This is a genomic window from Pseudomonas sp. KBS0710, from assembly GCF_005938045.2.
GTDB lineage: Bacteria > Pseudomonadota > Gammaproteobacteria > Pseudomonadales > Pseudomonadaceae > Aquipseudomonas.
In genome coordinates, this window is record NZ_VCCF02000001.1 from 2,294,959 (window position 1) to 2,317,608 (window position 22,650).

The window sequence follows — 22,650 nt, forward strand, 5'->3', positions numbered from 1 at the left end:
CGAGAATTTGAAATGGATGTTCGCCAGTTTGCCTTCCTTGTTCGCCAGCCTTCGGCTGCCCTGAAAAGCCGTGACGCGTTCCTGGGCCTGCCCAAACGTGGCTTGGCCCTGATCCTGGCCAATGCGCTGTTCTGGCAGCCATTGCTGGCCCAGGCCGAAGGCATTGTGGTCAGCGCACCGGGCACCAGCGTCGGCCAGGCCGGTAATGGCGTGCCGGTGGTGAACATCGCCGCGCCCAATGGCAGTGGCTTGTCCCACAACCAGTTCAAGGACTACAACGTCGGCGCCAATGGCGTGATCCTCAACAACGCCACCGCCATCACGCAGTCAACCCAGTTGGGCGGGATCATCCTCGGCAACCCCAACCTGCAGGGCCGCGCGGCCAATATCATCCTCAACGAAGTCAACGGCGGCAGCCCCAGCCAGTTGCGTGGCTACACCGAAGTGGCGGGGCAGTCGGCCAAGGTCATCGTGGCCAACCCGTACGGCATCACTTGCAGCGGCTGCGGGTTCATCAATACGCCGAATGTGACCCTGACCACCGGCAAACCGGTGCTCGACAACGGCCGCCTGGACCGTTACCAGGTCGATGGCGGCGCTGTGACCATCGACGGCCAGGGCTTGAACGCCAGCAACGTCGACCGCTTCGAAATCATCACCCGCTCGGCCAAGATTAATGCGCAGATTAATGCGCGCAACTTGACCGTGGTTGCCGGGCGTAACGACGTTAACGCCCAGACCTTGAATGCGACGGCACGTGCCGATGACGGCAGCGCCAAGCCCACGCTTGCGATCGACTCGTCGGCCTTGGGCGGCATGTACGCCGGTGCGATCAAACTGGTGGGCACCGAAGCCGGTGTGGGCGTGAAGCTCGACGGCACCCTGGCAGCCAGTGGTGGCGATATTCAACTGGATGCCAACGGCCACTTGAGCCTGGCGCAGACAGCGGCCACCGGCAACATCAACGTCACCGCGCAGAGCGTCAACCTCACCGACAAGGTCTACGCCGGTAACAATGTGCAAGTCACCAGCGCCCAGGCGCTGGTCAACCAGAAGAGCCTCGCCGCCCGCGACAGCATCACCCTGGCCAGCAATGGCCAGGTCACCAACAACGGGATTATCGAGGCGGGCGTCAACGCCGATGAAACGCGCAATGCCAACGGCGATGTCAGCGTGTCTGCGGCCAGCCTTAAAAATACCCAAAGCGTGGTCGCCAGCCGCACCCTGACAGTGACGGCTGCACAAAACCTCGACAACCAGAACGCGACCTTGAGCGGCGCGAGCGCAGTGGTCAACGCTGGCCAAGTGGATAACCGTGGCGGTCGCGTGCTGGGCACGGCATCGCTGAAGGTCAATGCCACGGGCCTGGATAACCGCACCGGTGGTGTGTTGCAGAGCGACAACAGCACCGACGTCACGGCGGCCACCCTGCAAAACCAGAACGGCCGCGTGATTGGCCTCAATTCCCTGACGCTGATTGCCGGGCAAGTGGGCAATGAAAACGGCCTGCTGGCCAGCCAGCAACAGGCTCACGTAACTGCTGGCCTACTGAGCAACCAGGCAGGCGAAATCTCCGCCAACCAAACCAGCGTTACCGCCACCACCCTGGATAACCGCGCCGGCAAACTGCTGGGCGCCAACCTCAATGTGCTCGCCAGCGGCGCGATCGACAACCGCCTGGGGATCTTCTCGGCCACCAGCCTGCTGACCCTGCAAGCCGCCAGCCTGGACAACAGTGGCCAAGGCACCGTCGCCAGCCAGGGTAACCTGACCGCGAACATCACCGGGCTGTTCGATAACCACAATCAAGGCAACCTGGTCAGCCAGGGCGCCCAACAGGTCCGTGTCGGCCAACTCAACAACGCCCAGGCCGGGCTGGTATCGAGTAAAAACACCCTGGTACTGCACGGCGATACCCTGGCCAACCAGGGCGGCCTGGTGATCGCCGACGGGGCGATGACCCTCACCGGCGGTAGCGTCGACAACAGCCAGCAAGGCGTGATCAGCAGCAAGGCCAATACCCGCGTCGAACTCGCCAGCCTCAACAACAGCACTGGTGGCCGACTGAGCAGCGACGGTGGCCTGACCCTCAGCGCCAGTCAAATCGAAAACGGCGCCGGGCGGATCAGCGCCAAGGGTGACCTGCTGGCAACCGTCGGCGTGCTCAACCAACAAGCCGGCGAATTGGTCAGCGAAGGCGTGCTGAGCTTTACCGGCACCGCCCTGGATAACCGCAACGGCGGCCTCATCGCCGCCACCCGTGGCGTCGACCTGTACAGCCCGAGCATTCTCAACCAGCAAGGTGAAATCTCCAGCCAGGCCCGCGTGCGGCTGGGTGCCGATCAACTTACCAACAGTGGCGGCAAGGTCATTGGTGACGGCGGCCTGGTGCTCACCGTGCAACGCCTGCTCAACCAGAACAAAGGCCTGTTGGCGGCGCGCCAAGGCCTGGAATTGAACGGCGGGCAACTGGACAACAGCCTGGGCGGGCGGGTCATCAGCCAAACGGGCGTGAACATCAACCTGAGCGGCGATCTGCTTAACCAAGGGCAGGGCGTGTTACTCAGTGACGGCGCGTTAACCCTCAATGCCGGCACGCTGAACAACAGCCAGGCCGGTGTGATCAGCGCCAAACAACAGCTTGACCTGCGCAGTGCGGGCCTTAACAACAGCCAGCGCGGCAGTATCAGCAGTGACGCCGGGATCCTGCTTAAAACCGGGCAACTGGACAACAGCCAGCAAGGCTCGATCTTCGCCAAGTCCGCGCTGCAGGCAAACCTTACCGGGCTGGACCAGCATGACCACGGCGAACTGGTCAGCAATACCGCCATCGACCTGGACCTGAACCACGGGCAACTGATCAACCGTGACCACGGCCTGATTGCCACGCCCGGCCAATTACTGCTGCGCAACCTCGGCGGCGTCGACAACAGCCAGGGCGGCGAGCTTTCCAGCACGCAATCCTTTGCGGTGGTGGCCGACACGCTGAACAACCGTGGCGGCAAAGTCATCAGTGGCGACAGCTTGCAGGTGCGCATTGCAAAGGCGCTGGATAACAGCGTCGAAGGCGTGGTGTCGGCCAAGAACCTCTTGCAGGTGGCGGCCGGCAGCCTTAATAACCAGGCCGGTGGCGCGATTGCCAGCCGTGGCGCTGTGGACCTCAAGGTTGCTGGCGCCCTGGACAACCGTAATCAGGGCCTGATCAGCGCGGCGACCACGCTGGATGCAACGGCGGGCGCATTGAACAACAGCGACAAAGGCCGGCTCTCGGCCGGCACTCGCCAAACCCTCAGCACCGGCGCGCTGGATAACAGCCAGGGCGGGCAACTGGTCAGCGATGGCAGCCTCACACTGACGGCGGCCGATGTCAGCAACCGCAACGGCGTGATCGGCAGCCAGCAGGCCTTGAGCCTGAACGTCGCCAACCTCGACAACACGGCGGGCCTGATCAACAGCCAGGGCGACCTCAGCCTCGCGGGGCAGCGTGTGGATTCAAGCCTTGGCGGTGAAATCTCGGCCAAGGGCAACCTGCAACTGGTGGTGCAACAGCTGATCCAGCGCCAGGGCCGCCTGATTGGCGAACGTGCCGTGGCCATCGACCTGCAAGGCGGCGACCTCGACAACAGCGCCGGCCTGATCAGCGCCAAAGGGCCGCTGAGCTTTGCGCGCCTGGCCAACCTGACTAACCGCGAACAAGGCGAAATCTCCAGCAATATCGGGTTCAGCGTGGCGGCCCAGCGTATCGACAACAGTGATCGCGGGGTCATCCTCAGCACCCATCAACTGCGCGTTGAGGCGAACACCCTGATCAACGCCAACAAAGGCCTGATCTCCGGCTGGAACGGTTTGACCGTGGCCGGCGGCAGCCTCGACAACAGCGCCGAAGGCACGCTGTCGAGCAAAAACGGCAGCCTGCAAGCCAACCTCAGCGGCGCCCTCGATAACCACGCGGCGGGCGCCCTGGTGAGCCAGGGCCTGCAAACCCTCAGCGCGGCGAACCTCAACAACGCCCAAGGCATCATCTCCAGTCAGGGTGATGTGGGCCTCAGCATTGCCGGGCGCCTGGATAACAGCAACAACGGCTTGATTTCCTCCAGCCAATCGCTGGGTTTGAACCACGCCCAAAGCCAGATCCTCAACCGTGGCGGCCAGATCAGCGCGGCCAACATCAACCTGATCGGCCAGAGCCTGGACAACAGCGCCGGCCAACTGATCAGCCAGGGCAGCCTGCAAGGCACCCTCAGCGGTGCGCTGATCAACGCCAACAGTGCGCGCCTGGCCAGTGGCGGCGCGTTGCTGCTGAACGCCGCCAGCCTCGATAACCGTGGCGGCCAACTGGTCAGCCAAAACCGGCTCGACCTGACCCTCGCCAGCGGCGATTTGAACAACAGCGGCAAAGGCACTCTTGCCAGCCAGCAAGACCTGCTGATCAAACTGCTGGCCGGTGACGTCAACAACCAGCAAGACGGCCTGATCTACAGCCAGAAGGGCAAGCTTGAGCTTGCCGCGCGCGCCCTCGATAACCAGCAGGGCACCTTACAAAGCCAGACCGACAACTTGCTGCGTCTGAGCGGCGCCCTCAACAACCAGGGCGGCCGAGTCGACAGCCTCAGCGGCAACCTGGACCTGAACGCGGCCAATGTGGCCAACACCAGCGGCGGCATCCTCAACAGCGGCAAAGGCTGGATCAAACTGGTCAGCGGCTTGTTCGACAACGGCGGCGGCATCACCCAGGCGCAATCGCTGGATATCGACGCCAAGGGCGGTTTGCTCAACCAAATGGGGCACCTGTCGGCACTGGGCGGTGAAAACCGCATTGTCACCAGCAGCCTGAATAACCAGGGCGGCGGCGTGTATGCCAACACCTTGCTCAAGGTCACGGCCGCAGACTTCGATAACCAGGGCACGGCGGCCAACAATGGCGGCAAGGTCGGCGCCCGCAACATCGACTTCGGCCTCACCGGCACCTTGAGCAACCGCTTCGGCCTGATCGAAAGTGACGACACCCTGCGCCTTGCCGCGCAAACCCTCAACAACGCCGGTGGCAACCTGCGCGCCATGGGCCGCGTGGGCAACACTGATATCAACGTGTCAGGCCTGTTCGATAACCGCTCCGGCGCGCTGGAAAGTGCCAACGAAAATCTCAACCTGCAAGCCGGCAACCTCGACAACAACGGTGGCCGTATCGTGCACACCGGCAGCGGCAAATTCGACCTCACGTCTGATCAAGTCACCCGCGCCGGCGGCAGCTTTGTCACCAACGGCCAGCTGGACATCAAGGCAGCGAGCTGGACCAACAGCAGCGTGATCCAGGCCGGGCGCCTGAACCTCGACATCGGCCAATTCACCCAGACCGCCAGCGGCCAATTGTTGGGCGCGCAAAGCCTGACCGGCACGGGCGACACCTGGACCAACGACGGCCTGCTGGCCAGTGACGGCAGCCTCAACCTCACGCTCAGCGGCGGCTACAGCGGCAACGGCCGGGTCAGCAGCCTCGGCGCCATGACCCTCACCAGCGCCAGCATGGACTTGGGCGAAAACGCCCGCATTGCCGGCGGTGCGGTCACCCAGGTCAACAGCAGCACCCTGATCAACCACGGGCGCCTGACCGCCCTCGGCGACCTCACGGTAAACGCCACCACCCTGAACAACTACGGGACGTTGGGCGGCGCGGAAAAAGTCCGCCTCAACGCCACCCAACTGCTCAACGACAGGGGCCTGCTGTTCAGCGGCAACGACATGACCTTGCGCGCCAACGATGTGCGCAACAACTACGGCGACGTCTACAGCCTCGGCGGCCTGGACATTGCCCGCGACGATGCGGGCGCGCGCAGCAGCCTGATCGAAAACCTCTCCGGCAGCCTGGAAAGCGCCGGCAACATGCGCCTGCTGGCCGACACTTTGAGCAACCGCCGCGACCAGTTCAGCACGCAAAAGAAACTGGTCTCGGGCAACCTCAATATCTATTCCAACGACTTCTGCAAAGGCAAAGGCTGCGAGCTGTACTTCACCTCCGTAGAGAAATACGAAGACGTGCTGGTCGGCAGCTCGGCCTCGGCGTTCATCAACGCCGGTGGCGACCTGACCGTCGGCAGCCAGACCTTCGATAACCTCTACAGCTCGGTGTCTGCCGCCAAAAACATCCTGATCAACACCGACGTGCTGACCAACCGTGGCGCCGCCGGCGGTGAAGAAGTGCACCTGAATTCGGGCTTTTATACCCGTGACCGCAGCTTCTACAACACCTTCATGGAGCGCCAGAACCAGTTCAACGTCTACAACAACCCCAACTCCGGCGACTACCGCCCAGGTGAGATGACCCTGGCCAAGATCATGGCCGGTATTGGTAACTTTTACGAAACCAGCACCTACGTGGTGCCGACCGCTGGCAGCGTCATTGCCCAGGCGGTGATCCAGGCGGCTGGCGCGGTGACGGTCAACGCCACGCAAAAAATCGACAACAGTGTGATTCGCCCCAACGCCACCGACATCAAGGCCCCGGCGCAAAACCACAACACCAACTCCGACGTGTTCGCCTCCACGGTGAAACCGGCGATTACCGCGCAACTGCCGCCAGACCTGGCCCAGCGCCAGGTCAACCCGGCCACCTTGCCTGGCTTCAGCCTGCCCACCGGCCAGAACGGCCTGTTCCGTTTGAGCGGCCAACAGGCCAAGGCGGACAGCGCCGCCAGTGCCTCCACGGGCAATGGCGACTTCAGCGTCGGCGGCCGCCAGATTGCCGACAAAGACCGCGAAAAACCGCTGGACTACAGCGCCGTACAAGAGCGTGGTTTCAGCGTCGATGGCCAGCCACTCAGCGGCGCGGTCACTGGCCAAGGCCCGCTGAACCTGGACAGCCGCGCGCCGTCGGTAACCCGCGTGCAAGGGCTGCCGCAAATCGCCGCGGTCGACAACAGCCACAAATACCTGATCGAAACCAACCCGGCGCTCACCGACCTCAAGCAGTTCATGAGCTCCGATTACCTGCTGGGCAAACTGGGCTACAACCCTGATACCGCCTGGAAACGCCTGGGCGATGGTCTCTATGAGCAACGCCTGATCCGCGAAGCCGTGGTGGCCCGCACCGGCCAGCGCTACATCGATGGCATCGCCAGTGACGACGCGCTGTTCCGTTACCTGATGGACAACGCCATCAGCTACAAGGACTCGCTCAAGCTGCAACTCGGCGTGTCGCTGACCGCCGAGCAAGTCGCGGCGCTGACCCACGACATCGTGTGGATGGAAGAAGCCGAGGTCAACGGCCAAAAAGTCCTCACCCCGGTGCTCTACCTGGCCCAGGCCAACAACCGCCTGGCGCCCAACGGCGCACTGATTCAGGGCCAGGACGTGAGCCTGATCACCGGCGGCGACCTGCACAACAGCGGCACCTTGCGCGCCACCAATAACCTGAGCATGGTGGCCGGCAACATCGACAACAGCGGCCTGATGCAAGCCGGCAACCGCCTGGAAATGCTCGCCACCGACTCGATCCGCAACACCCGTGGCGGCATCATCAACGCCCGCGACATCAGCGCCACCGCCGTGACCGGCGACATCCTCAACGAGCGCACCGTCACCACCTTCAAGCAAGAAGGCGAGGGCTACCAACTGCGCAACGACGTGGCCAGCGACGCCTCGCGCTTCGAAGCCACCGACATCCTCAAGCTCAACGCCGGGCGCGATGTGCTCAACGTCGGCAGCGACCTCAAAGCCGGTGGCAACGCCAGCGTGACCGCCGGGCGCGACGTGGTCATCGCCAGCCAGACCGAACAGGACGACTACGCCTACCAACGCCGCCGCGTCAAAGGCACCGAGCAAACCACCCTGCAATACGGCTCGAACGTGGACGTGGGCGGCAACCTCGCCATCGACGCCCGCCGCGACATCGCCGTGGTCGCCAGCACCGTCAGCGCCGCCAAAGACCTCAGCGTCAAAGCCGGCGAAAACCTGACCCTGGCCGCCGCCGCCAACGAACAACACGACTACTCAAAAGGCAAAAAAGGCGGCACCAAAACCACCACCCAACTCGACACCGTCACCCAACAAAGCGCCGAACTCAAAGCCGGCGGCGACCTCATCGCCATCGCCGGCACCGACCTGACCCTGGTCGCCAGCAAAATCAGCGCGGGCAACGAAGCCTACGTACACGCCGACAACGAACTGAGCCTGCTGGCCGCGCAAGACAGCAACTATTCGCTGTACGACATGAGCAAAAAGGGCGGGTGGGGCAGCAAGAAAACCCAGCGTGATGAAGTCACCCAGGTGACGAATGTGGGGAGTGAGATCAAGACCGGTGGCGACCTGACGTTGCAGAGCGGCGGGGACCAGAAATATCAAGCGGCGAAGCTCGACAGTGGCGGGGATATTGCGATTGTCAGTGGCGGGGCGGTGACGTTTGAGGCGGTGAAGGATTTGCGGCAGGAGAGTCATGAGAAGAGCAATAACAATGCCTTCTGGGTGTCTTCCAAAGGCAAGGGCAACACCGACGAAACCCTGCGCCAGACCCAGATGGTTGCCGAGGGCAGCATCGCGATCAAGGCAGTCGAAGGCCTGAAGATTGACGTCAATCAGGTCAATCAACAGACCGTAAGCCAATCCATTGATGCGATGGTCAAGGCTGATCCCCAGTTGGCGTGGATCAAGGACGCCGAGGCACGAGGCGATGTGGACTGGAGGCAGGTCAAAGAGATTCATGACAGCTTCAAGTACAGCAACTCGGGGTTGGGGCCGGCTTCGCAGATCATTATTGCGATTGTGATGGCGGCGGTGGTTGGGCCGCTAGCTGCGGGCGCTGCCGCAGGGGCGGGGGCCGGTGCCGGGGTAGCTGCTGGAGCTGGAGCAGTCGCAGCGGGAGCGGCGACCAACGCTACGGTCAGCGTCGTTAATAACCGTGGCAACTTGGGCGCAGTGCTCAAGGATGTGACCTCTTCAGATGCGATGAAGGGGTATGTGATTGCTGGCGTTACTGCAGGCATGACGGCTGCTTATTTTGGTGATTGGACAGGGACTCAAACAAACACAATCACTGGGAAAGTTACGACGCCAGGTCTGCTGAATACTTGGAGTGGTGTCGGTAAATTTGCTGCCAACCAGACATTGCAAAGCGGCACATCCATGCTGCTGGGCAAGGCGCTGGGGCAGGGCGGTAGCGCTAGCGATGCGTTGAAAGGCGCGCTGTTCAATACATTGGCGGCAGCGAGTTTCAACCTGGTGGGTAATTATACCCAAGGTGTAGTTGCCGATGGATCGGCACCCAAAATTGCGATTCACGCGATGGTCGGTGGTTTGCTGGCTGAGGCTACGGGCGGCGACTTCAAAACCGGTGCGCTGGCTGCGGGGGCGAATGAGGCGCTGGTTACTCATCTGAATATTCTGGTCAAAGGCAATGAAGAATTGCTGACGATGAGTTCGCAGATCGTAGGTGTGTTAGCGGCGGCGGGGCAGAAGGATGCGGATGCGGCCAAGCTTGAGAAGGGCAAATGGATTGCACAGAACGCGACACAGTACAACTACCTACTACACCACGAAGTTGAGGAGATGCTTGAGGAGGTTGCTAGCAAGAAAACAGAAGAAGAAAAAAGGGAGGTTCGAAACCGATATCTTCAACTCGATCAGCAGCGGAATGAGCAACTGGGTGAAATTTGCACTAATACGCCTGATGTTTGTAAGTCTATTTCAACATCGATTGTTAGAGATGATCAAAAATTAATTGAATTAGTCAGTCAGTTAAGATCGCAGGGGAAAGGAGGGGCGGCGCTTGCGGTTGGCAGTTTTATTGAAAGTAATCTATCTGCAACTAATATAATTGCGGCAGAAATAAAAGCTGCAGATGGCGGGGCTTTGGATGCGCTGACTGCTGAAGGTGTTAAAGCCGGTATTGGTGTGGTGGCTGTTAAACCAGGAGCGGGGAAAGGCAAAGGAAGTGCTTTGCCGGTACCGAGTTCAACGGTTGCAACCAATGGGTTGAACTATAAGTCAAACCCTAAACATACTCTTGGTGGAGAAGGAAATAGAGGGAATGCGGGTATTGAGCCAAAAAATTCAATTAATATCTTCGAAAATTCTATTCCGAGCTCAAGAGTTTACAATAATAAAGAAGTTAGATATGGTGTGGATGATCTAGGAGGCGTTCATCGGTTTGAAGGGACGAACGGAGAATTTCATTGGAATGGGAGCACAAATGACTCAAGAAACCCGCTCAATAAAAGTGACATCCCTAATGACATCAAAAAACTTCTAGGTGTGAGCGGCAAGGGGAGGTAAAGGTATGATATTTGGTGATCCGCATAATTTTGCGATTCTAATACAGTGTTTTCCAGAATGGGGTGATAGCACTTCAAAGAATGGGATATTTCATTTCTGTATTGATGGTTTTTTTTTGCCGGAGGAAATAAAAACGTCAACACTCTGGGTGGATGTTTACTCTCTGCTCGATAATTCAAACCCGTTGTACGTATTTCAGGATGACAAAGATATTTTTGAAAAGGATGCTAAGTCTGCTTTCATTCATATGCTTGGAATGATTTCTCCTGAGCTAATAGGTGAGGATGAATCAGAGGGGTTTGAGCAGAGTTACAGGTTTCAAGCGTCAACGGAGAATATCAATGATTCTGGATATGCTGTTTTTGCCGTTTCGGATAATGATTTGGTTAGGGTTCTTGGTGCGAGGCATAGTAAGTTGCAACAAGATGGAGGCGGTGGCTGTCATTGGGAGCGAGTAGTGAGCTTTGATGTTAAGGAGGCGTATATTGAAAAGGATAAAATTATAGATGTGCTTGCTGGTGTGAGAAATTATTACTCGTCTATATAAGGTAAAAGCAAGGGGCAAAACTGGGCGGATTTATTTAATTTTTATAGGCTGTTAGTGTGGAAAGGACGAGCTTATTTAAGCAGGAGTGTGTTTTTTCAGTTTAGTGTGTGCTTTTTAGTATCAGCTTTAAGAGATGGCTCTTTAATAAATTGGCTTTTATTTTTTACATCTTGGGCTCTGAGCTTAGCCAGATCGGGCGGCTCTATGCCGCCCGAATTTATTTATAAGTCTTGCGAAGTCAACCTTCGCCCAATCACATCCATGAGATCGCAACCATCACGCAAAAAAAGGGAAAAATGGGGTCAGACCACTATTCTTCTGACGGAGCACTAAACGTGGTCTGATCCCTATTTTTCTGTGTTAACTAATGGACAGAAGACGTATCGATTCTATCCATCTTCAACGTCCACGGGGCAACCTTCCGCGTCGTTGACTATAGAGGGGGTGAAAAAAACCAACTGCGAAAATCAGGTTTCAGGAGAGTAGTCATGGCTGTTTTGAAGGTTGAAGATAAAGATTTGAATTCTTTTCTTGATAGGCTGTCAGGTGTCATAAATTTTAATAAAGACTTGCCGATGAATGTTTTTGTTGGTGGCGGATTTCTGTTTTGGTTTTTTGAGAGACCATTGCTCTGCTTTTTTGAAGTTTTTTCGGGGTTGGTATCGAATAGCGTTTCCAGCTTTAAGTCAGATGTATTTATAAAGTTTTCAGGAAGTGAGCGATTAGGGGACTCTTGTTTTTCCTTCGATGGAAGCGATTTACAGAGCGATGTTCGTTGGCTGAGTAAAAAGTTTGAAAGTTTTTTTGATGGAAAGGTTGGTTGTCCAATAGTTCTATGCGATAGCGCGTGCAGATGGGTTGCCTTTGAAAGCGCATATGAGGAATTTGGCGTTGTTGCTGTGAAAAAGTCAGAGCTTCAAGAGGGTTTTTACGAGTATTTAAACTCTAATTTAATCTCGATGGATGAGTTGGCTAAGCTGGCATCCACTCGAACCGCGGAAGGTATAATCGCAAAGGCTCTGATATCTTCCTATTCTAGCTAGTCGATGCACAAGGCGCAGGCACCCTTGCTAACGCAGAGAGAGGGACGTTAACAGATCGAAAAATGGGGTCAGACAACTATTCTTCTGACGGCTCACTAAACGTGGTCTGAGCCCTATTTTTTTCCGGTAGATTTGGGAAGGTGATGGATGTGATTGCCCCCGGTGGCCGTGGGCTTCGCTACGATTCAAATGGGAAATTTATTGGTTTGTTGGAGCCCCCGAAGCCATGAAGATTTTATCTACTGTGATCACAAGCCCCCCAGATCGAGAGAATTGCGTATTCGAGATTTGGGCGGGGTCGAGTCAGTTGGCTGAGGTATCACATGAGTCAGGAAGACCAATTGAAATAGAAATTTATCCCCCCGTTGAGGGAGGTAAATGGAATTTCAATCTTGAGGACCTTATGGCTACTTTGCATCAGGCGACTAAGACTTTAGCTTCTCACGAATAAGTTGGTGCAAAAAAAGCTCAATATGGTCAGACTTTCGAGCAGAAAATCACTATTGCCGGGACTAACGGGAGAGAGAAATGGGGTCAGACCACTATTCTTCTGGCGGAGCATTAAACGTGGTCTGACCCCTATTTTCCCATTTAGTATGGACAGAAAAGAAATTTTAGGCGCTGTCGATGAGGCATGGCTCAAGAAAGGTAGTCCCGTGTCAAGTGATCCGGGGGCATATGTTGTCCCGATGGGCCGAGCGATTGGTACTTCGGGAGAAACAAGTATTAAAATTATTGTTCTTCCTGGGACCAATAAGGTCATTACCGCCTATCCTGTTAATTAGAGAAATTTTATATGCTGTGTCCAAGGTGTGTACAGGGAGATATTGTCAAGGCTAAAATTATAGCTAACGACACTTGCTTGTTCGTATGTCAAGAGTGCGAGGCCTCATGGTTTTTCTACGAAGACATTGGGGTGAAGGCCTTTGTCGACTATGGGACTTATATGGAAGGTCTAGGGCTGAAACCACTGTGGAGTGAGTTGCAAATCATTCCTGAGTAGGTGCAAGGAGAAATGGGGTCAGACCACTATGCTTCTGGCGGAGCATTAAACGTGGTCTGACCCCTATTTTTCCAGGAAAGGTTGTTACTGCATTTCCTGATGATGCTCCAATTCCACCTTACAAACCAATCAAGTAGGATTTATGTTTGCGGATCGTATCATTAGGTTTGGGAAAAAGTTTGAAGGTCGATTAAATTCCGATCTTCTCCAATGCGCCTTGGATTATGTCGCGTATAGCGAAGAGAATCTAGCCTTTGAGATATTGTGCGATCATATTTGCGAATATGATATTTCTATAACGGACGAAGAATATAGAGAGGCTGTTCTGCTGATTCTAGATATGGGGCTTGATTTGGATGAAGGGCCATTTAAGCACCTGCTGGGGTTGAAGCAGTAAAGAACTAGAAGTTAGTTGGTGCAAAAGAAGTTGCAGGAGTTCCAAAGAGCCCGAATGTGACAAGTGCCATGACAGATGCAGAGCCTGGCACTAGCGGGCTACCGAAACTCGGCTCTTTGAAAGGAGAGCCTGAGCTCCCACCAAAAAATGCGCCTCCAGACATGGTTCGATCAATAGAACGTCAAAATGAGGCGTCTAAAAAACTTGCTCAAGCAGGGTTTGATGTGGAGCAGTTAGCGAACACGGGGCGGAAAGGTGGGAATCCTGACTTGCGAATTAATGGTGACTTGGCTGATGTATTCTCCCCTAGAACGAATAGCCCTATTTCAGGGAGAAATGGGGTCAGACCACTATTCTTCTGACGGAGCGCTAAACGTGGTCTGACCCCTATTTTCCTCTCGCTTTGATACTGTGTCAGGGAGCCGCCTTAACGATCCAGCTACTGGGTATATCGCTAAGGATGGTTCCTATTTGGTAAGGAATGATAGCACGGGAGCGATTGTCCAAGTCTCCAATAAAAAAGATCCTGAGTGGATTGCACCATGGGACTGATTACAGTTGAAGGGAGAAATGGGGTCAGACCACTATTCTTCTGACGGAGCGCTAAACGTGGTCTGACCCCTATTTTCCTCTCGCTTTGATACTGTGTCAGGGAGCCGCCTTAACGATCCAGCTACTGGGTATATCGCTAAGGATGGTTCCTATTTGGTAAGGAATGATAGCACGGGAGCGATTGTCCAAGTCTCCAATAAAAAAGATCCTGAGTGGATTGCACCATGGGACTGATTACAGTTGAAGTGTTCGTTGAGGATTTACCTATCACACCTACATTGATGTGGAGTGGCATACCTCTGTTTGATGTTGGTGATGGAATCAGGCTGGTCGACTACTGCAAAAATAACAATATTGCAGTTCTTGGTATTGAGGGCTTTAAAATCAAGGGAGACAAGAGAATTCCAGACATGGATTGTATTGTTGACTTTTCCTCGTCATTAAATGAAATGAATTTTGCTTTGAAGTCGATAGACGCGAGTCGAGCAATTATTGAAAGTATGAGTGGTAGTGGTGTTTTGATGGAGTTTGTGCTCGTTAGAGTTTAGATGTTGCAAAGGTAACATTGACACTTAAAGACTTTCCAGATGTGGCTGGCAAAATCAGTCGGAAACAGCTTCGACAGGTGTAGTGTACTTTTTTGGGGTTATACGTGTTTTTTCGTTTGAGATATTAAAATCTAGTTCTTTAATAAATTGGCTTTTATTTTTTACATCTTGGGCTCTGAGCTTAGCCAGATCGGGCGGCTCTACGCCGCCCGAATTTATTTATAAGTCTTGCGAAATTAACCTTCGCCCAATCACATCCATGAGATCGCAACCATCACGCAATGGAATGGCCAGCAACAGCGCAAAGTCATGAAGGACAATCGCATCACTGCTGATTTCCTCGCGAAATGCCAGGTTTTCCAAAAACTGAGTCACTGCACGAATGCGGTAAGCAGCGGCATCATAGAGAACATCAAGAGGGGCTTGCGTGTCGATCACCAGCGCGGGGATGGTTGAATCGTGGCCTGTCAGTGGCATGTGCAGAGAAATGGGGTCAGACCACTATTCTTCTGGCGGAGCATTAAACGTGGTCTGACCCCTATTTTCCCACCCAGGAAGTTGCGCGCATGTTCGCCGGCGCGGCTGGGGCTAAAGTCGTAGACCACCGCCTTGAGGGCCGAGTACGGCGTCGTGCAATAAGCCCAGACATAAGCTCGATGCGTTTTCTTCTCTCCGGGCGCCAGCATCTGCACCGGCGTTTCATCGGCATGCACGACTCGCTGAGCCAGCACCGCTTCGCGCAGTGCATCCACCAGCGGTTGTAGCTGTACACCAGTTTGGCCCACCCACTGAGCCAGAGTTGAACGCGGGATCGCCAGGCCTGCACGGCCAAAGATCTTTTCTTGCCGGTACAGCGGCAGATGATCAGCGAATTTGGCTACCATCACATGCGCCAGTAGACCTGCTGTCGGGATGCCCTTGTCGATCACCTGGGCCGGCACCGGTGCTTGGATCAGTGTTTCGCACTGGCGGCAGGCCCACTTTCCACGTACATGCTGCTCAACGGTAAACACGCCAGGTGTGTAATCCAGCTTCTAGCTGACGTCTTCGCCGATGCGCTGAAGCTGGCACCCGCAGACACACTGGGTGTTCTTTGGCTCGTGACGAATGACGGTACGTGGGAAGTGCGGCGGCAGCGGCGCGCGCTTGGGCTTTTGGCGGATTTCGTCCGAAGTTGGGGCGGGACGAAGCGCGTTCAGTTCTGCCTCGATAGCCTCAAGGTCGGTGTTGAGCAAGTCATCCAGCAAGCTGCCTTGCGCTGGGCTGATCTGCTCGCTGCGCTTGGCGAACTTGTGGCGCTTGAGGATGGCAATCTCGTGAGAGAGCTGCTCGATGATCGTCTCGTCACGATGGATTTTTCGGCCCATGGTGTCGACCTTCGACAGCAACTGCGCAGCGAGTGCGCGCAGTTGTTCGGGTGTCATTTGGTCGAGATTGGGCGAGGAAGTCATGCCGTGGATTTTACCAAAGCGATCCACCTGCCACAGCTGAAAAGCAAGGCTAAATCACTGTGATTGCGCCGTTAGCGCCAACTCGCTGCCATGGCAAACCGAGCACCAGGGCTTGAAGTTGTTCAGCGTCGAGCCCGACTTCCAAGCCGCGATAAGTGCCAGGCCAGTGAAACTTGCCTTGGTTCAACCTCCGTGCGGCAAGCCAGATGCCCACGCCATCATGCACCAACACCTTCATTCGGTTGGCCCGGCGGTTGGCGAACAGATAAGCACAGTGCGGCTTCGCCGCACCGAACACGGCGACCACGCGTGCCAATGCAGTTTCGGTGCCGGCGCGCATGTCCATCGGCTCGGTGGCGAGCCAGATGGCATCGATGCGGATCATTGCGAGAGGCTGCGGATGAAACGTGCGCAGCCGTCCGGGTCGGAGATGGGCCATTTGACCGTGATGGATTTGTCGCCCAGCGCCAGTGCGATAACCACCGCTTCATCAGCGTGCCGTTTAGGTATCGGTTGCAGCGGTACAAACGCCGGAAGTGGCGTGACGGGTTTATCACGGTAAATCGGCAGCCACTTGCGAATCACGTTGGCATTGATGCCGTGGCTGATGGCGACGCTGGAAACTGAGGCACCGGGTTTCAGGCATTCCTGCACGACCTGGGCCTTGAAGGGTTTGGGATAGGAGCTTCGTTGGCGCATGGAAATCCTGGCGATAAGGGTGATCGCGTCCGCTTGAAAATAGGCGGACACCATCGCCCTTAATTCCGGATTTCTGAAGGTGTGTTCGCTGGCCGCTTACCGCAAATTCAAAGAACTGAGCATACAACAGGATCTTGATGCGATAGCTAGCTGCCGAGCAACCCCGTCGTCCTGCGCCACGCACTCAAAAATCGTCGCCAATGCCATGGCGGATCTCGACCCCATTAAAGACACAATTGACTACGGATCGCCGAAAGCCCGAGAGGCTGTACAAAACCTCATAAATTCGAATTATGAATTCCAAGAGATGCTAGCCACTGCCACCACTGAGCATTCGGTAGGCGCGATGGTTGATTCGCTTAAAGCCAAATGGGGGCTTAGTGATGCGCAGGCGCAAGCAATCACGGATGACCTGAAGGTTGCGTTGGCGGCAGGGTTAGGTACCGCGGCAGGGGTTCTGGCGTACAAGCGTGCGGTTGCGAGTGCGGGGAAAAGCGCTCCTATAAAAAATCATAATCCTACGAGTGACAAAACTGACTCGGAATCTGCTAGGAGCGAGATCCCCAAAAAGTGGGATGTCCCCGATACAACTATCGCAAAACTACCAGACAGCTGGAACGTATCAGCTAATAAGAAGGGTGAAGGGTTCAGATGGCAGGACCCAAAAAATCAAGGAAACGGTGTGCGGATAGACAAGGGAGAGCCTAAGGTTAGCCAACCCACTCAACAAGTGGATCATGTTATTGTTAGGTATAACGGCCAAGTTATAGGTAGAGACGGGAAGCCTGTGATTGGGTCAATCAAAGATCATGCCGAGCAAGTCCATATACCTTTGAGTGAATATCGGAAATGGAAAACATGGAACTCTCCAAATTGAAGTTTCCTACCATGAGAGAGGAACTTGTTTCCTATATTCGTGGTTTGTCAGACGTAGACTATCAGTATCGAGCCTGGGTTGAACGCCCTCCATCTGTACATGGCTACGATGAACTAGACTATACGATACATTTTTTTTATGATGATACGGGGCTTGCTGAAAATCCTCACGCTTGGGTAGGGTTGGTGCTGAGAAATAGAGATGAGGCTGATTGTATAAAAAATTTGGTTAGTGCAATTGATGTGGTTTTTGATAAGTACGGGGTCGAGCTGTCTGATCAAGAATATTTAGATAAGAAAGAATGGGAGGATGTAGTGAAAAGTGCGAGGGCAGCACTAAAGGTTTTTGTTTCGAATGAAGGGCAGTAAATGAAGGGAGCGGGATCAGGTTCGTAGGAATCCCCACAAATTTACTCTAAGCTCTGCGTTTGATGGCGCACCTCATCACGCAGAGCCCGCTCCAATATTTTCAAGTGTCCTCAGCCCCAAAAATCTGTGCAGTTTCGCCTGAAAAAGGGCACAGATTTATTTGATTTTCATAGAAGAAAAATGGGGTCAGACCACTATTCCAGTATTGACTGACTACAAGGTGAGTAAAAAATACCGACTGTAAATCTTTAAGTTTCACCTTTGGACTGGGATAGCAGATGATTACAGTAAAGTTCGAGACAGGTGACTACCTAGAGCTTCCTATTGAAACCTTTGCGGGTGCAGATCTTAAAGGTATTAATTTTCATCGCGCGATATTTGAGGGCTTAAATTTTAGTAAGGCCGACTTTACAGGTTGTGATTTAAGAAGCTCTGTATTTTATTTTTCTGTATTGAATGATGCGAGAATGATAAATGTTTCGCTGATTAGTGCGATATTAGTCGGATCCAAAATGAGAGGTGTTGACCTATCTGGGTCTCTACTTATGTATTCTGATTTCTCGAAGGTGGACTTTAGCTTGGCAAGCTTAAAAGGTGCCAACGTAGTTGGGGGGGACTTTCAAGACGTTGATTTTTCAGGCGCGGACGTCACTGTTGTCGGGCTGGATCAGTGTAATCTGGAGGGGGCTTCGTACGATGATCGAACTATATGGCCGGAGGATTTCAATCCCGAAGAGCATGGTTTAGTAAATAAAAGGCGAAAAAGAGACAGATTTGTTTGAGTAACAAAGCACTCGGTGAATTAGATAGATCCGTCCCGTTTTTCTCGCTGATTTCATCTCGCCATCAAGGACTGAAAAATGACTGAAGGGAAAAATGGGGTCAGACCACTATTCTTCCGCGGTCAGTTCTTGGAAACCATTGCCATGATCAGGTTAAGACTAACGAGTGAGTATTTGGCCGGGCCGATATTCTGCCCAGATCCAGATAGAATGGGGCACGTTGATATTGAAGATCTGCCCCTTTCTCCAGAGCTGAGGGTCAAAGTCAGTGAGTGGGACGGTGAGTATCAGTCGACGTTCAACAGCGACTACCCGCCCGATTCTTGTTTTGCCACGCCTGAGGCAGAGCTTCGGCATAAAGCAGAGGGGGAGGAACTGGCCAAATCGATGCAGCAAGAACTAGGGAGCAGTTATATGGTTGAGTATTGCCCATAGTCGATAATTAGTCGGTGCAAAAGCAATAGCTACTCCACGCACTCCACTAGCTGGTCCTACTGAAAACTAGAAAACTTTTGTTAATGCTGAGCGAAAAAAGGGGTCGGGCTACTATTCTTCTGACGGAGCACTAAACGTGGTCTGACCCCTATTTTTCTGGGCGAGGGCGTCTTCGAAGCTGAGGTCGTGATGCACCGTAAAGGACTGTGGTGAGGCGGGTTCCAGGTAGTGGCTCAGGGCGCGTTCAAGTATTTCGCGGCTGGGGGTGAAGCGCGTTGTATTGCTCATGCATAAGCTCCTGATAAGGGGCCTACTTGTTTCAGGTTTCCACACCTGTTCGCTGATAGGCAGCGACAGAGCACAGGCTAGCCAGTGGCATGAGCAGGCGCAAGGCCGAAGGGCTGCTTAGGAAGCTTCCTGCAAGTTTAAGGGATATGGATTGCTGGCCTTTAACACTGCATGTCGATCAGGCAACACCGATCAAAGCTGAGAGGCGGGGTGTTGTGGCGAGCGGGCTTGCCCCGCGTTGGGCTGCGCAGCAGCCCCAGGGGAGTCAACGCGGTTTTCCAGATGTATCGCGTCGTGTGAGGTTTCAGGGCCGCTTCGCGCCCCAGCGCGGGGCAAGCCCGCTCGCCACAAGAAGTTAGCTCCCACAGTTCTGAACGTGGTCAGGCCAGGTATTTGTGGAACCAGCCCAACGTCCTCTCCCACGCCAGATTCGCCGCGGCCTCGTCGTACCGTGGCGTCGAGTCATTATGAAACCCATGGTTGGCGCCTTTGTAGATATAGGCCTCATAGGTGGTGCCCGCCGCTTTCAAGGCTTTCTCATACACCGGCCAACCCTCGTTGATGCGCGTGTCCAGCTCGCCGTAATGCAGCATGATCGGCGCCTTGATGCGTGGCACGTCCTTCGCTTCCGGCTGCCTGCCGTAAAACGACACCGCTGCGCCCAGCTCCGGATACGCCACCGCCGCCGCATTGGTCACGCCGCCGCCATAGCAGAAGCCGGTAATCCCGACTTTGCCGGTGCTGCTGTCGTGGTGCATCAGCCATTCGATGGCGGCGAAGAAGTCGTTCATGAGTTTGGTGGGGTCGACTTTTTGTTGCAGTTCCACGCCTTTTTCATCGTTGCCGGGGTAGCCGCCCACGGAGGTGAGGCCGTCGGGTGCCAGGGCGATGAAGCCGGCTTTGGCCAGGCGTCGGGCGACGTCTTCGATGTAGGGGTTAAGGCCTCGGTTTTCGTGCACCACCAGCACGGCGGGCAGTTTGCCGCTGGCCTTGGCCGGGCGTACGAGGTAGCCGCGCACGGTGCCGTTGCCTTTGGGCGAGGGGTAGGTAATGTAGTCGGCGACGATGTCCGGGTCGGTGAATTTGACCTGTTCGGCCAGCGCGTAGTTGGGGCTCAGGGCTGCCAGCAGCGCCGAGGCGGTGAGGCCGCCGAAGGTGAACAGCGCGGCGCGGTCGAGAAATTCGCGGCGGTTGAGCTTGCCGTGGGCGTAGCCGTCATAGAGTTCCAGCAGTTCGGGGGCAAAGTCTTTCGCGGTGAGACGAGTCATCGGAGCAGTCCTCGATTAGCGGTGGTCATCACTGTAGACCAGGATCAACTGTCGCGGCCATGGGCGGCGGCGGCCAGTTGCCCGGTGTCGACGCGCACGAACACCGAGTCGCCGAGGGCGGTGAGCACGTCACCGGCGTACACCTCACAGACCACACGGCTTTTACGCCCCACGTCGCCTTCAACTCGCGCGCGCAGGGTCAGCGTCACGCCCATGGGCGTGGGCTTGATGAATTTGATCCCCAGGTTACCGGTGACGCAGTCGATGCGCGGCAGGCTGCCGGGCTCGCGCTGTTCGTTGCGGTAGTGGTAGGCCATGGCCGTCCAGTTGGAGTGGCAGTCGACCAGCATGGCGATCAGGCCGCCGTAGACCAGGTCCGGCCAGCCGCTGTACTGGGCTTCGGGCAGGTGCTCGGCGATGACGTGGACACCATCGGCATCCCAACGGCTTTTGATGTGCAGGCCATGGGGGTTGCTGCCGCCGCAGCCGTAGCAGATACCTTCGGGCGCGGTGATGTCCTGTAGGGAAGGGGTGTGCATGCAAAGTCCTTATTGTTTCTTATGGCGACTACTCTGTTTAGCAGGGCACGCTGCGAAAGGGAATAAAACCATGGCATGGCGTGTTAGCTCAGCACATCTGTTCATTTGCCTTGCGGAGTGTTGCATGAAGCGTCGAATGCCCCTGTTTGTAAGCCTGGCGGTCCTCCTTGGTGTGTTTCTCGGCAGCGCGCAGGCCGTGGAGTACAAAGACGTCAACCGCACCGCCAGCCAGATCAGTTTTACCTTCCAGCAGTTCGGGCAGCGGGTGTACGGCACCTTCAGCGACTTTGAAGGCACCCTGACCTTTGACACGCAAAAGCCCGAGGCGGCGCATGCGTTGCTCAAGATCCAACTGGCGAGCATCGACGCCGGCAGCCAGGACGCCAATACCCAATTGCAGCAACCGGCGTGGTTCGACACCGCGGCTTATCCTGTGGGCGTGTATGAGTCCAACGGCGCCACGGCGCTGGGCGATAACCGCTACAAAATCAGCGGCAACCTGACGATCAAGGGCATCACGCGGCCGGTGGATATTGATGTGGTGCTCAAGGAGCAAAGCGGCATCGGCGTGTTTGACGGCGCGTTCATCCTCAAGCGCGGCGACTTCAAGATTGGTGAAGGTGAGTGGGCGGGCAACAGCGTGGTCTCTGACGACATCAACATCAAATTCAAGATGGTTGCGCCGCAACGCTAGCGGGCGAACCTCTTGGCCCCGGCCACACAGCCGATCACCGCCACCGTGACCAGCAGCATGCCCAGGCTGACCTGCTCATGCAGCAGGCCCGCCGCCAGTGCCAGGCCGAAGAACGGTTGCAGCAACTGCAACTGCCCGACCGCAGCGATGCCACCCTGGGCCAGGCCGCGATACCAGAACACAAAGCCGATCAGCATGCTGAACAGCGACACATAGCCCAGGCTCAGCCACGCCGGCAGGCTGATGCCCGTGAGGGTTGCCGGCGCCAGCATCACGCTCAAGGGCGCCACCACCGGCAGCGACACCACCAGCGCCCAGCAGATCACCTGCCAGCCGCCGAGACTGCGCGACAGCTTGGCGCCTTCGGCGTATCCCAGGCCGCACACCAATACGGCAAGCAGCATCAGCACGTCGCCGACCGGCGCGGCGCTCAAGCCCTGGGCAACCGCGTAGCCCATTACCAGCAGGCTGCCGAGGATCGAAAACACCCAGAACACCGGACGCGGCCGCTCGCCGCCACGCAGTACACCAAAAACGGCGGTGGCCAGCGGCAACAGGCCAATAAACACGATGGAGTGCGCAGACGTCACGTATTGCAGCGCGAGTGCCGTGAGCAGTGGAAAACCGATCACCACACCCAAGGCGACGATCACCAGCGGCCCCCATTGGTGGCGTGCAGGGCGTTTTTCCCTGAATAACCACAACAACAGCAAGCCGAGCACGGCGGCAATGGCGGCGCGGATCATGGTCAGAAACACCGGGTTGAACTCCATCACCGCCAGGCGCGTGGCTGGCAAGGAGCCGCTGAAGATGACGACACCGATAAAGCCGTTGATCCAGCCTTGAGTGCTGACGTCTGCTGCGGTGAGGCTTGAGGTGCGTTGCATGATCAGGGC

General features: G+C 55.9%; 20 protein-coding genes and 1 pseudogene. 13 read left to right on the forward strand and 8 right to left on the reverse strand.

The window, feature by feature from the left end; genetic code table 11:
- The first annotated feature begins 12 nt into the window (after positions 1-12).
- The 8 genes from FFI16_RS10540 (at position 13) to FFI16_RS10580 (ending at position 14,353) form a co-directional block, all read left to right on the forward strand.
- Positions 13-10,263, forward strand: a complete 10,251-nt coding sequence (locus tag FFI16_RS10540; RefSeq protein WP_138815232.1) for a filamentous hemagglutinin N-terminal domain-containing protein — start codon at positions 13-15, stop codon at positions 10,261-10,263.
- 4 nt (positions 10,264-10,267) lie between these two features.
- Complete coding sequence (locus tag FFI16_RS10545) at positions 10,268-10,810, forward strand: immunity 42 family protein (protein WP_138815233.1); 543 nt, start codon at positions 10,268-10,270, stop codon at positions 10,808-10,810.
- Between the two features lie 488 nt (positions 10,811-11,298).
- Positions 11,299-11,853, forward strand: a complete 555-nt coding sequence (locus FFI16_RS10550; RefSeq protein ID WP_138815234.1) for a hypothetical protein — start codon at positions 11,299-11,301, stop codon at positions 11,851-11,853.
- 455 nt (positions 11,854-12,308) lie between these two features.
- A complete protein-coding gene (locus FFI16_RS10555; protein ID WP_178112661.1) occupies positions 12,309-12,638 on the forward strand; it encodes a hypothetical protein in 330 nt (109 codons plus the stop codon).
- A gap of 360 nt (positions 12,639-12,998) precedes the next feature.
- Positions 12,999-13,253 (forward strand): MafI family immunity protein, encoded by a 255-nt coding sequence (locus FFI16_RS10565; protein WP_138815236.1) that lies wholly within the window; start codon positions 12,999-13,001, stop codon positions 13,251-13,253.
- Between the two features lie 411 nt (positions 13,254-13,664).
- Positions 13,665-13,805, forward strand: coding sequence for a colicin E5-related ribonuclease (locus tag FFI16_RS30855; protein ID WP_138815237.1), 141 nt, complete (start codon positions 13,665-13,667; stop codon positions 13,803-13,805).
- Between the two features lie 93 nt (positions 13,806-13,898).
- On the forward strand, positions 13,899-14,039 hold the full coding sequence (locus tag FFI16_RS30860; RefSeq protein WP_138815237.1) for a colicin E5-related ribonuclease: 141 nt from the start codon (positions 13,899-13,901) through the stop codon (positions 14,037-14,039).
- Positions 14,030-14,353 carry a hypothetical protein gene (locus tag FFI16_RS10580; RefSeq protein ID WP_178112662.1) on the forward strand — a complete coding sequence of 108 codons (324 nt, stop codon included), beginning with the start codon at positions 14,030-14,032 and terminating at the stop codon, positions 14,351-14,353. The genes FFI16_RS30860 and FFI16_RS10580 overlap by 10 nt, the downstream gene beginning before the upstream one ends.
- A 219-nt stretch (positions 14,354-14,572) precedes the next feature.
- Here the strand turns inward: FFI16_RS10580 and FFI16_RS10585 are convergent, their stop codons facing one another.
- The 4 genes and pseudogenes from FFI16_RS10585 to FFI16_RS10600 all read right to left on the reverse strand — a co-directional run bounded on the left by FFI16_RS10585 (position 14,573) and on the right by FFI16_RS10600 (position 16,503).
- Positions 14,573-14,830 (reverse strand): hypothetical protein, encoded by a 258-nt coding sequence (locus tag FFI16_RS10585; protein ID WP_058421387.1) that lies wholly within the window; start codon positions 14,828-14,830, stop codon positions 14,573-14,575.
- Positions 14,831-14,901: 71 nt separating this feature from the next.
- Positions 14,902-15,804 (reverse strand): annotated as a pseudogene (locus FFI16_RS10590) (IS66 family transposase); the annotation flags it as partial.
- A 49-nt stretch (positions 15,805-15,853) separates the two neighbouring features.
- Positions 15,854-16,189: an IS66 family insertion sequence element accessory protein TnpB gene (gene tnpB / locus FFI16_RS30645; protein ID WP_178112663.1), complete on the reverse strand. Its 336-nt coding sequence runs from the start codon at positions 16,187-16,189 to the stop codon at positions 15,854-15,856.
- Complete coding sequence (locus tag FFI16_RS10600) at positions 16,186-16,503, reverse strand: transposase (RefSeq protein ID WP_176999844.1); 318 nt, start codon at positions 16,501-16,503, stop codon at positions 16,186-16,188. The genes tnpB and FFI16_RS10600 overlap by 4 nt, the downstream gene beginning before the upstream one ends.
- A 79-nt stretch (positions 16,504-16,582) precedes the next feature.
- On the opposite strand from FFI16_RS10600, the gene FFI16_RS30590 reads away from it, so the two are divergent.
- The 4 genes from FFI16_RS30590 to FFI16_RS10620 all read left to right on the forward strand — a co-directional run bounded on the left by FFI16_RS30590 (position 16,583) and on the right by FFI16_RS10620 (position 18,965).
- Positions 16,583-17,380: a hypothetical protein gene (locus tag FFI16_RS30590; protein ID WP_218571873.1), complete on the forward strand. Its 798-nt coding sequence runs from the start codon at positions 16,583-16,585 to the stop codon at positions 17,378-17,380.
- The gene (locus FFI16_RS10610) at positions 17,362-17,748 is read left to right on the forward strand and encodes a hypothetical protein (RefSeq protein WP_256666245.1); all 387 of its coding nucleotides are present in this window, start codon (positions 17,362-17,364) and stop codon (positions 17,746-17,748) included. Before FFI16_RS30590 ends, FFI16_RS10610 begins: the two co-directional genes overlap by 19 nt.
- A gap of 278 nt (positions 17,749-18,026) precedes the next feature.
- On the forward strand, positions 18,027-18,530 hold the full coding sequence (locus FFI16_RS10615; protein WP_138815240.1) for a pentapeptide repeat-containing protein: 504 nt from the start codon (positions 18,027-18,029) through the stop codon (positions 18,528-18,530).
- A 78-nt stretch (positions 18,531-18,608) separates the two neighbouring features.
- Complete coding sequence (locus FFI16_RS10620; RefSeq protein WP_138815241.1) at positions 18,609-18,965, forward strand: hypothetical protein; 357 nt, start codon at positions 18,609-18,611, stop codon at positions 18,963-18,965.
- 111 nt (positions 18,966-19,076) lie between these two features.
- Here FFI16_RS10620 and FFI16_RS30455 read toward each other — a convergent pair whose 3' ends face one another.
- The 3 genes from FFI16_RS30455 to FFI16_RS10630 form a co-directional block, all read right to left on the reverse strand.
- Positions 19,077-19,253, reverse strand: a complete 177-nt coding sequence (locus tag FFI16_RS30455) for a hypothetical protein (protein WP_178112614.1) — start codon at positions 19,251-19,253, stop codon at positions 19,077-19,079.
- A 380-nt stretch (positions 19,254-19,633) separates the two neighbouring features.
- Entirely contained in the window at positions 19,634-20,521 is an 888-nt protein-coding gene (yghX, locus tag FFI16_RS10625) for a YghX family hydrolase (protein ID WP_138815242.1), read from the reverse strand.
- A gap of 44 nt (positions 20,522-20,565) precedes the next feature.
- Entirely contained in the window at positions 20,566-21,060 is a 495-nt protein-coding gene (locus FFI16_RS10630; protein ID WP_056860205.1) for a PaaI family thioesterase, read from the reverse strand.
- Positions 21,061-21,184: 124 nt separating this feature from the next.
- On the opposite strand from FFI16_RS10630, the gene FFI16_RS10635 reads away from it, so the two are divergent.
- Positions 21,185-21,754, forward strand: coding sequence for a YceI family protein (locus FFI16_RS10635; RefSeq protein ID WP_138815243.1), 570 nt, complete (start codon positions 21,185-21,187; stop codon positions 21,752-21,754).
- Here the strand turns inward: FFI16_RS10635 and FFI16_RS10640 are convergent.
- Complete coding sequence (locus FFI16_RS10640; RefSeq protein ID WP_138815244.1) at positions 21,751-22,641, reverse strand: DMT family transporter; 891 nt, start codon at positions 22,639-22,641, stop codon at positions 21,751-21,753. The two genes, FFI16_RS10635 and FFI16_RS10640, sit on opposite strands and share 4 nt — an antisense overlap.
- Positions 22,642-22,650 lie beyond the last annotated feature (9 nt).

Bases quoted from the DNA above. Each gene is read 5' to 3' on its own strand.
- FFI16_RS10635 (WP_138815243.1), top strand. From the start codon at position 21,185: ATGAAGCGTCGAATGCCCCTGTTTGTAAGCCTGGCGGTCCTCCTTGGT.
- FFI16_RS10610 (WP_256666245.1), top strand. From the start codon at position 17,362: ATGGAACTCTCCAAATTGAAGTTTCCTACCATGAGAGAGGAACTTGTT.
- FFI16_RS10600 (WP_176999844.1), bottom strand. From the start codon at position 16,503: ATGCGCCAACGAAGCTCCTATCCCAAACCCTTCAAGGCCCAGGTCGTG.
- FFI16_RS10615 (WP_138815240.1), top strand. From the start codon at position 18,027: ATGATTACAGTAAAGTTCGAGACAGGTGACTACCTAGAGCTTCCTATT.
- FFI16_RS10585 (WP_058421387.1), bottom strand. From the start codon at position 14,830: ATGCCACTGACAGGCCACGATTCAACCATCCCCGCGCTGGTGATCGAC.
- FFI16_RS10580 (WP_178112662.1), top strand. From the start codon at position 14,030: ATGGGACTGATTACAGTTGAAGTGTTCGTTGAGGATTTACCTATCACA.
- tnpB (WP_178112663.1), bottom strand. From the start codon at position 16,189: ATGATCCGCATCGATGCCATCTGGCTCGCCACCGAGCCGATGGACATG.
- FFI16_RS10640 (WP_138815244.1), bottom strand. From the start codon at position 22,641: ATGCAACGCACCTCAAGCCTCACCGCAGCAGACGTCAGCACTCAAGGC.
- FFI16_RS10545 (WP_138815233.1), top strand. From the start codon at position 10,268: ATGATATTTGGTGATCCGCATAATTTTGCGATTCTAATACAGTGTTTT.
- FFI16_RS30455 (WP_178112614.1), bottom strand. From the start codon at position 19,253: ATGAGCAATACAACGCGCTTCACCCCCAGCCGCGAAATACTTGAACGC.
- FFI16_RS10550 (WP_138815234.1), top strand. From the start codon at position 11,299: ATGGCTGTTTTGAAGGTTGAAGATAAAGATTTGAATTCTTTTCTTGAT.
- FFI16_RS10630 (WP_056860205.1), bottom strand. From the start codon at position 21,060: ATGCACACCCCTTCCCTACAGGACATCACCGCGCCCGAAGGTATCTGC.
- FFI16_RS10565 (WP_138815236.1), top strand. From the start codon at position 12,999: ATGTTTGCGGATCGTATCATTAGGTTTGGGAAAAAGTTTGAAGGTCGA.
- FFI16_RS10620 (WP_138815241.1), top strand. From the start codon at position 18,609: ATGACTGAAGGGAAAAATGGGGTCAGACCACTATTCTTCCGCGGTCAG.
- FFI16_RS10540 (WP_138815232.1), top strand. From the start codon at position 13: ATGGATGTTCGCCAGTTTGCCTTCCTTGTTCGCCAGCCTTCGGCTGCC.
- yghX (WP_138815242.1), bottom strand. From the start codon at position 20,521: ATGACTCGTCTCACCGCGAAAGACTTTGCCCCCGAACTGCTGGAACTC.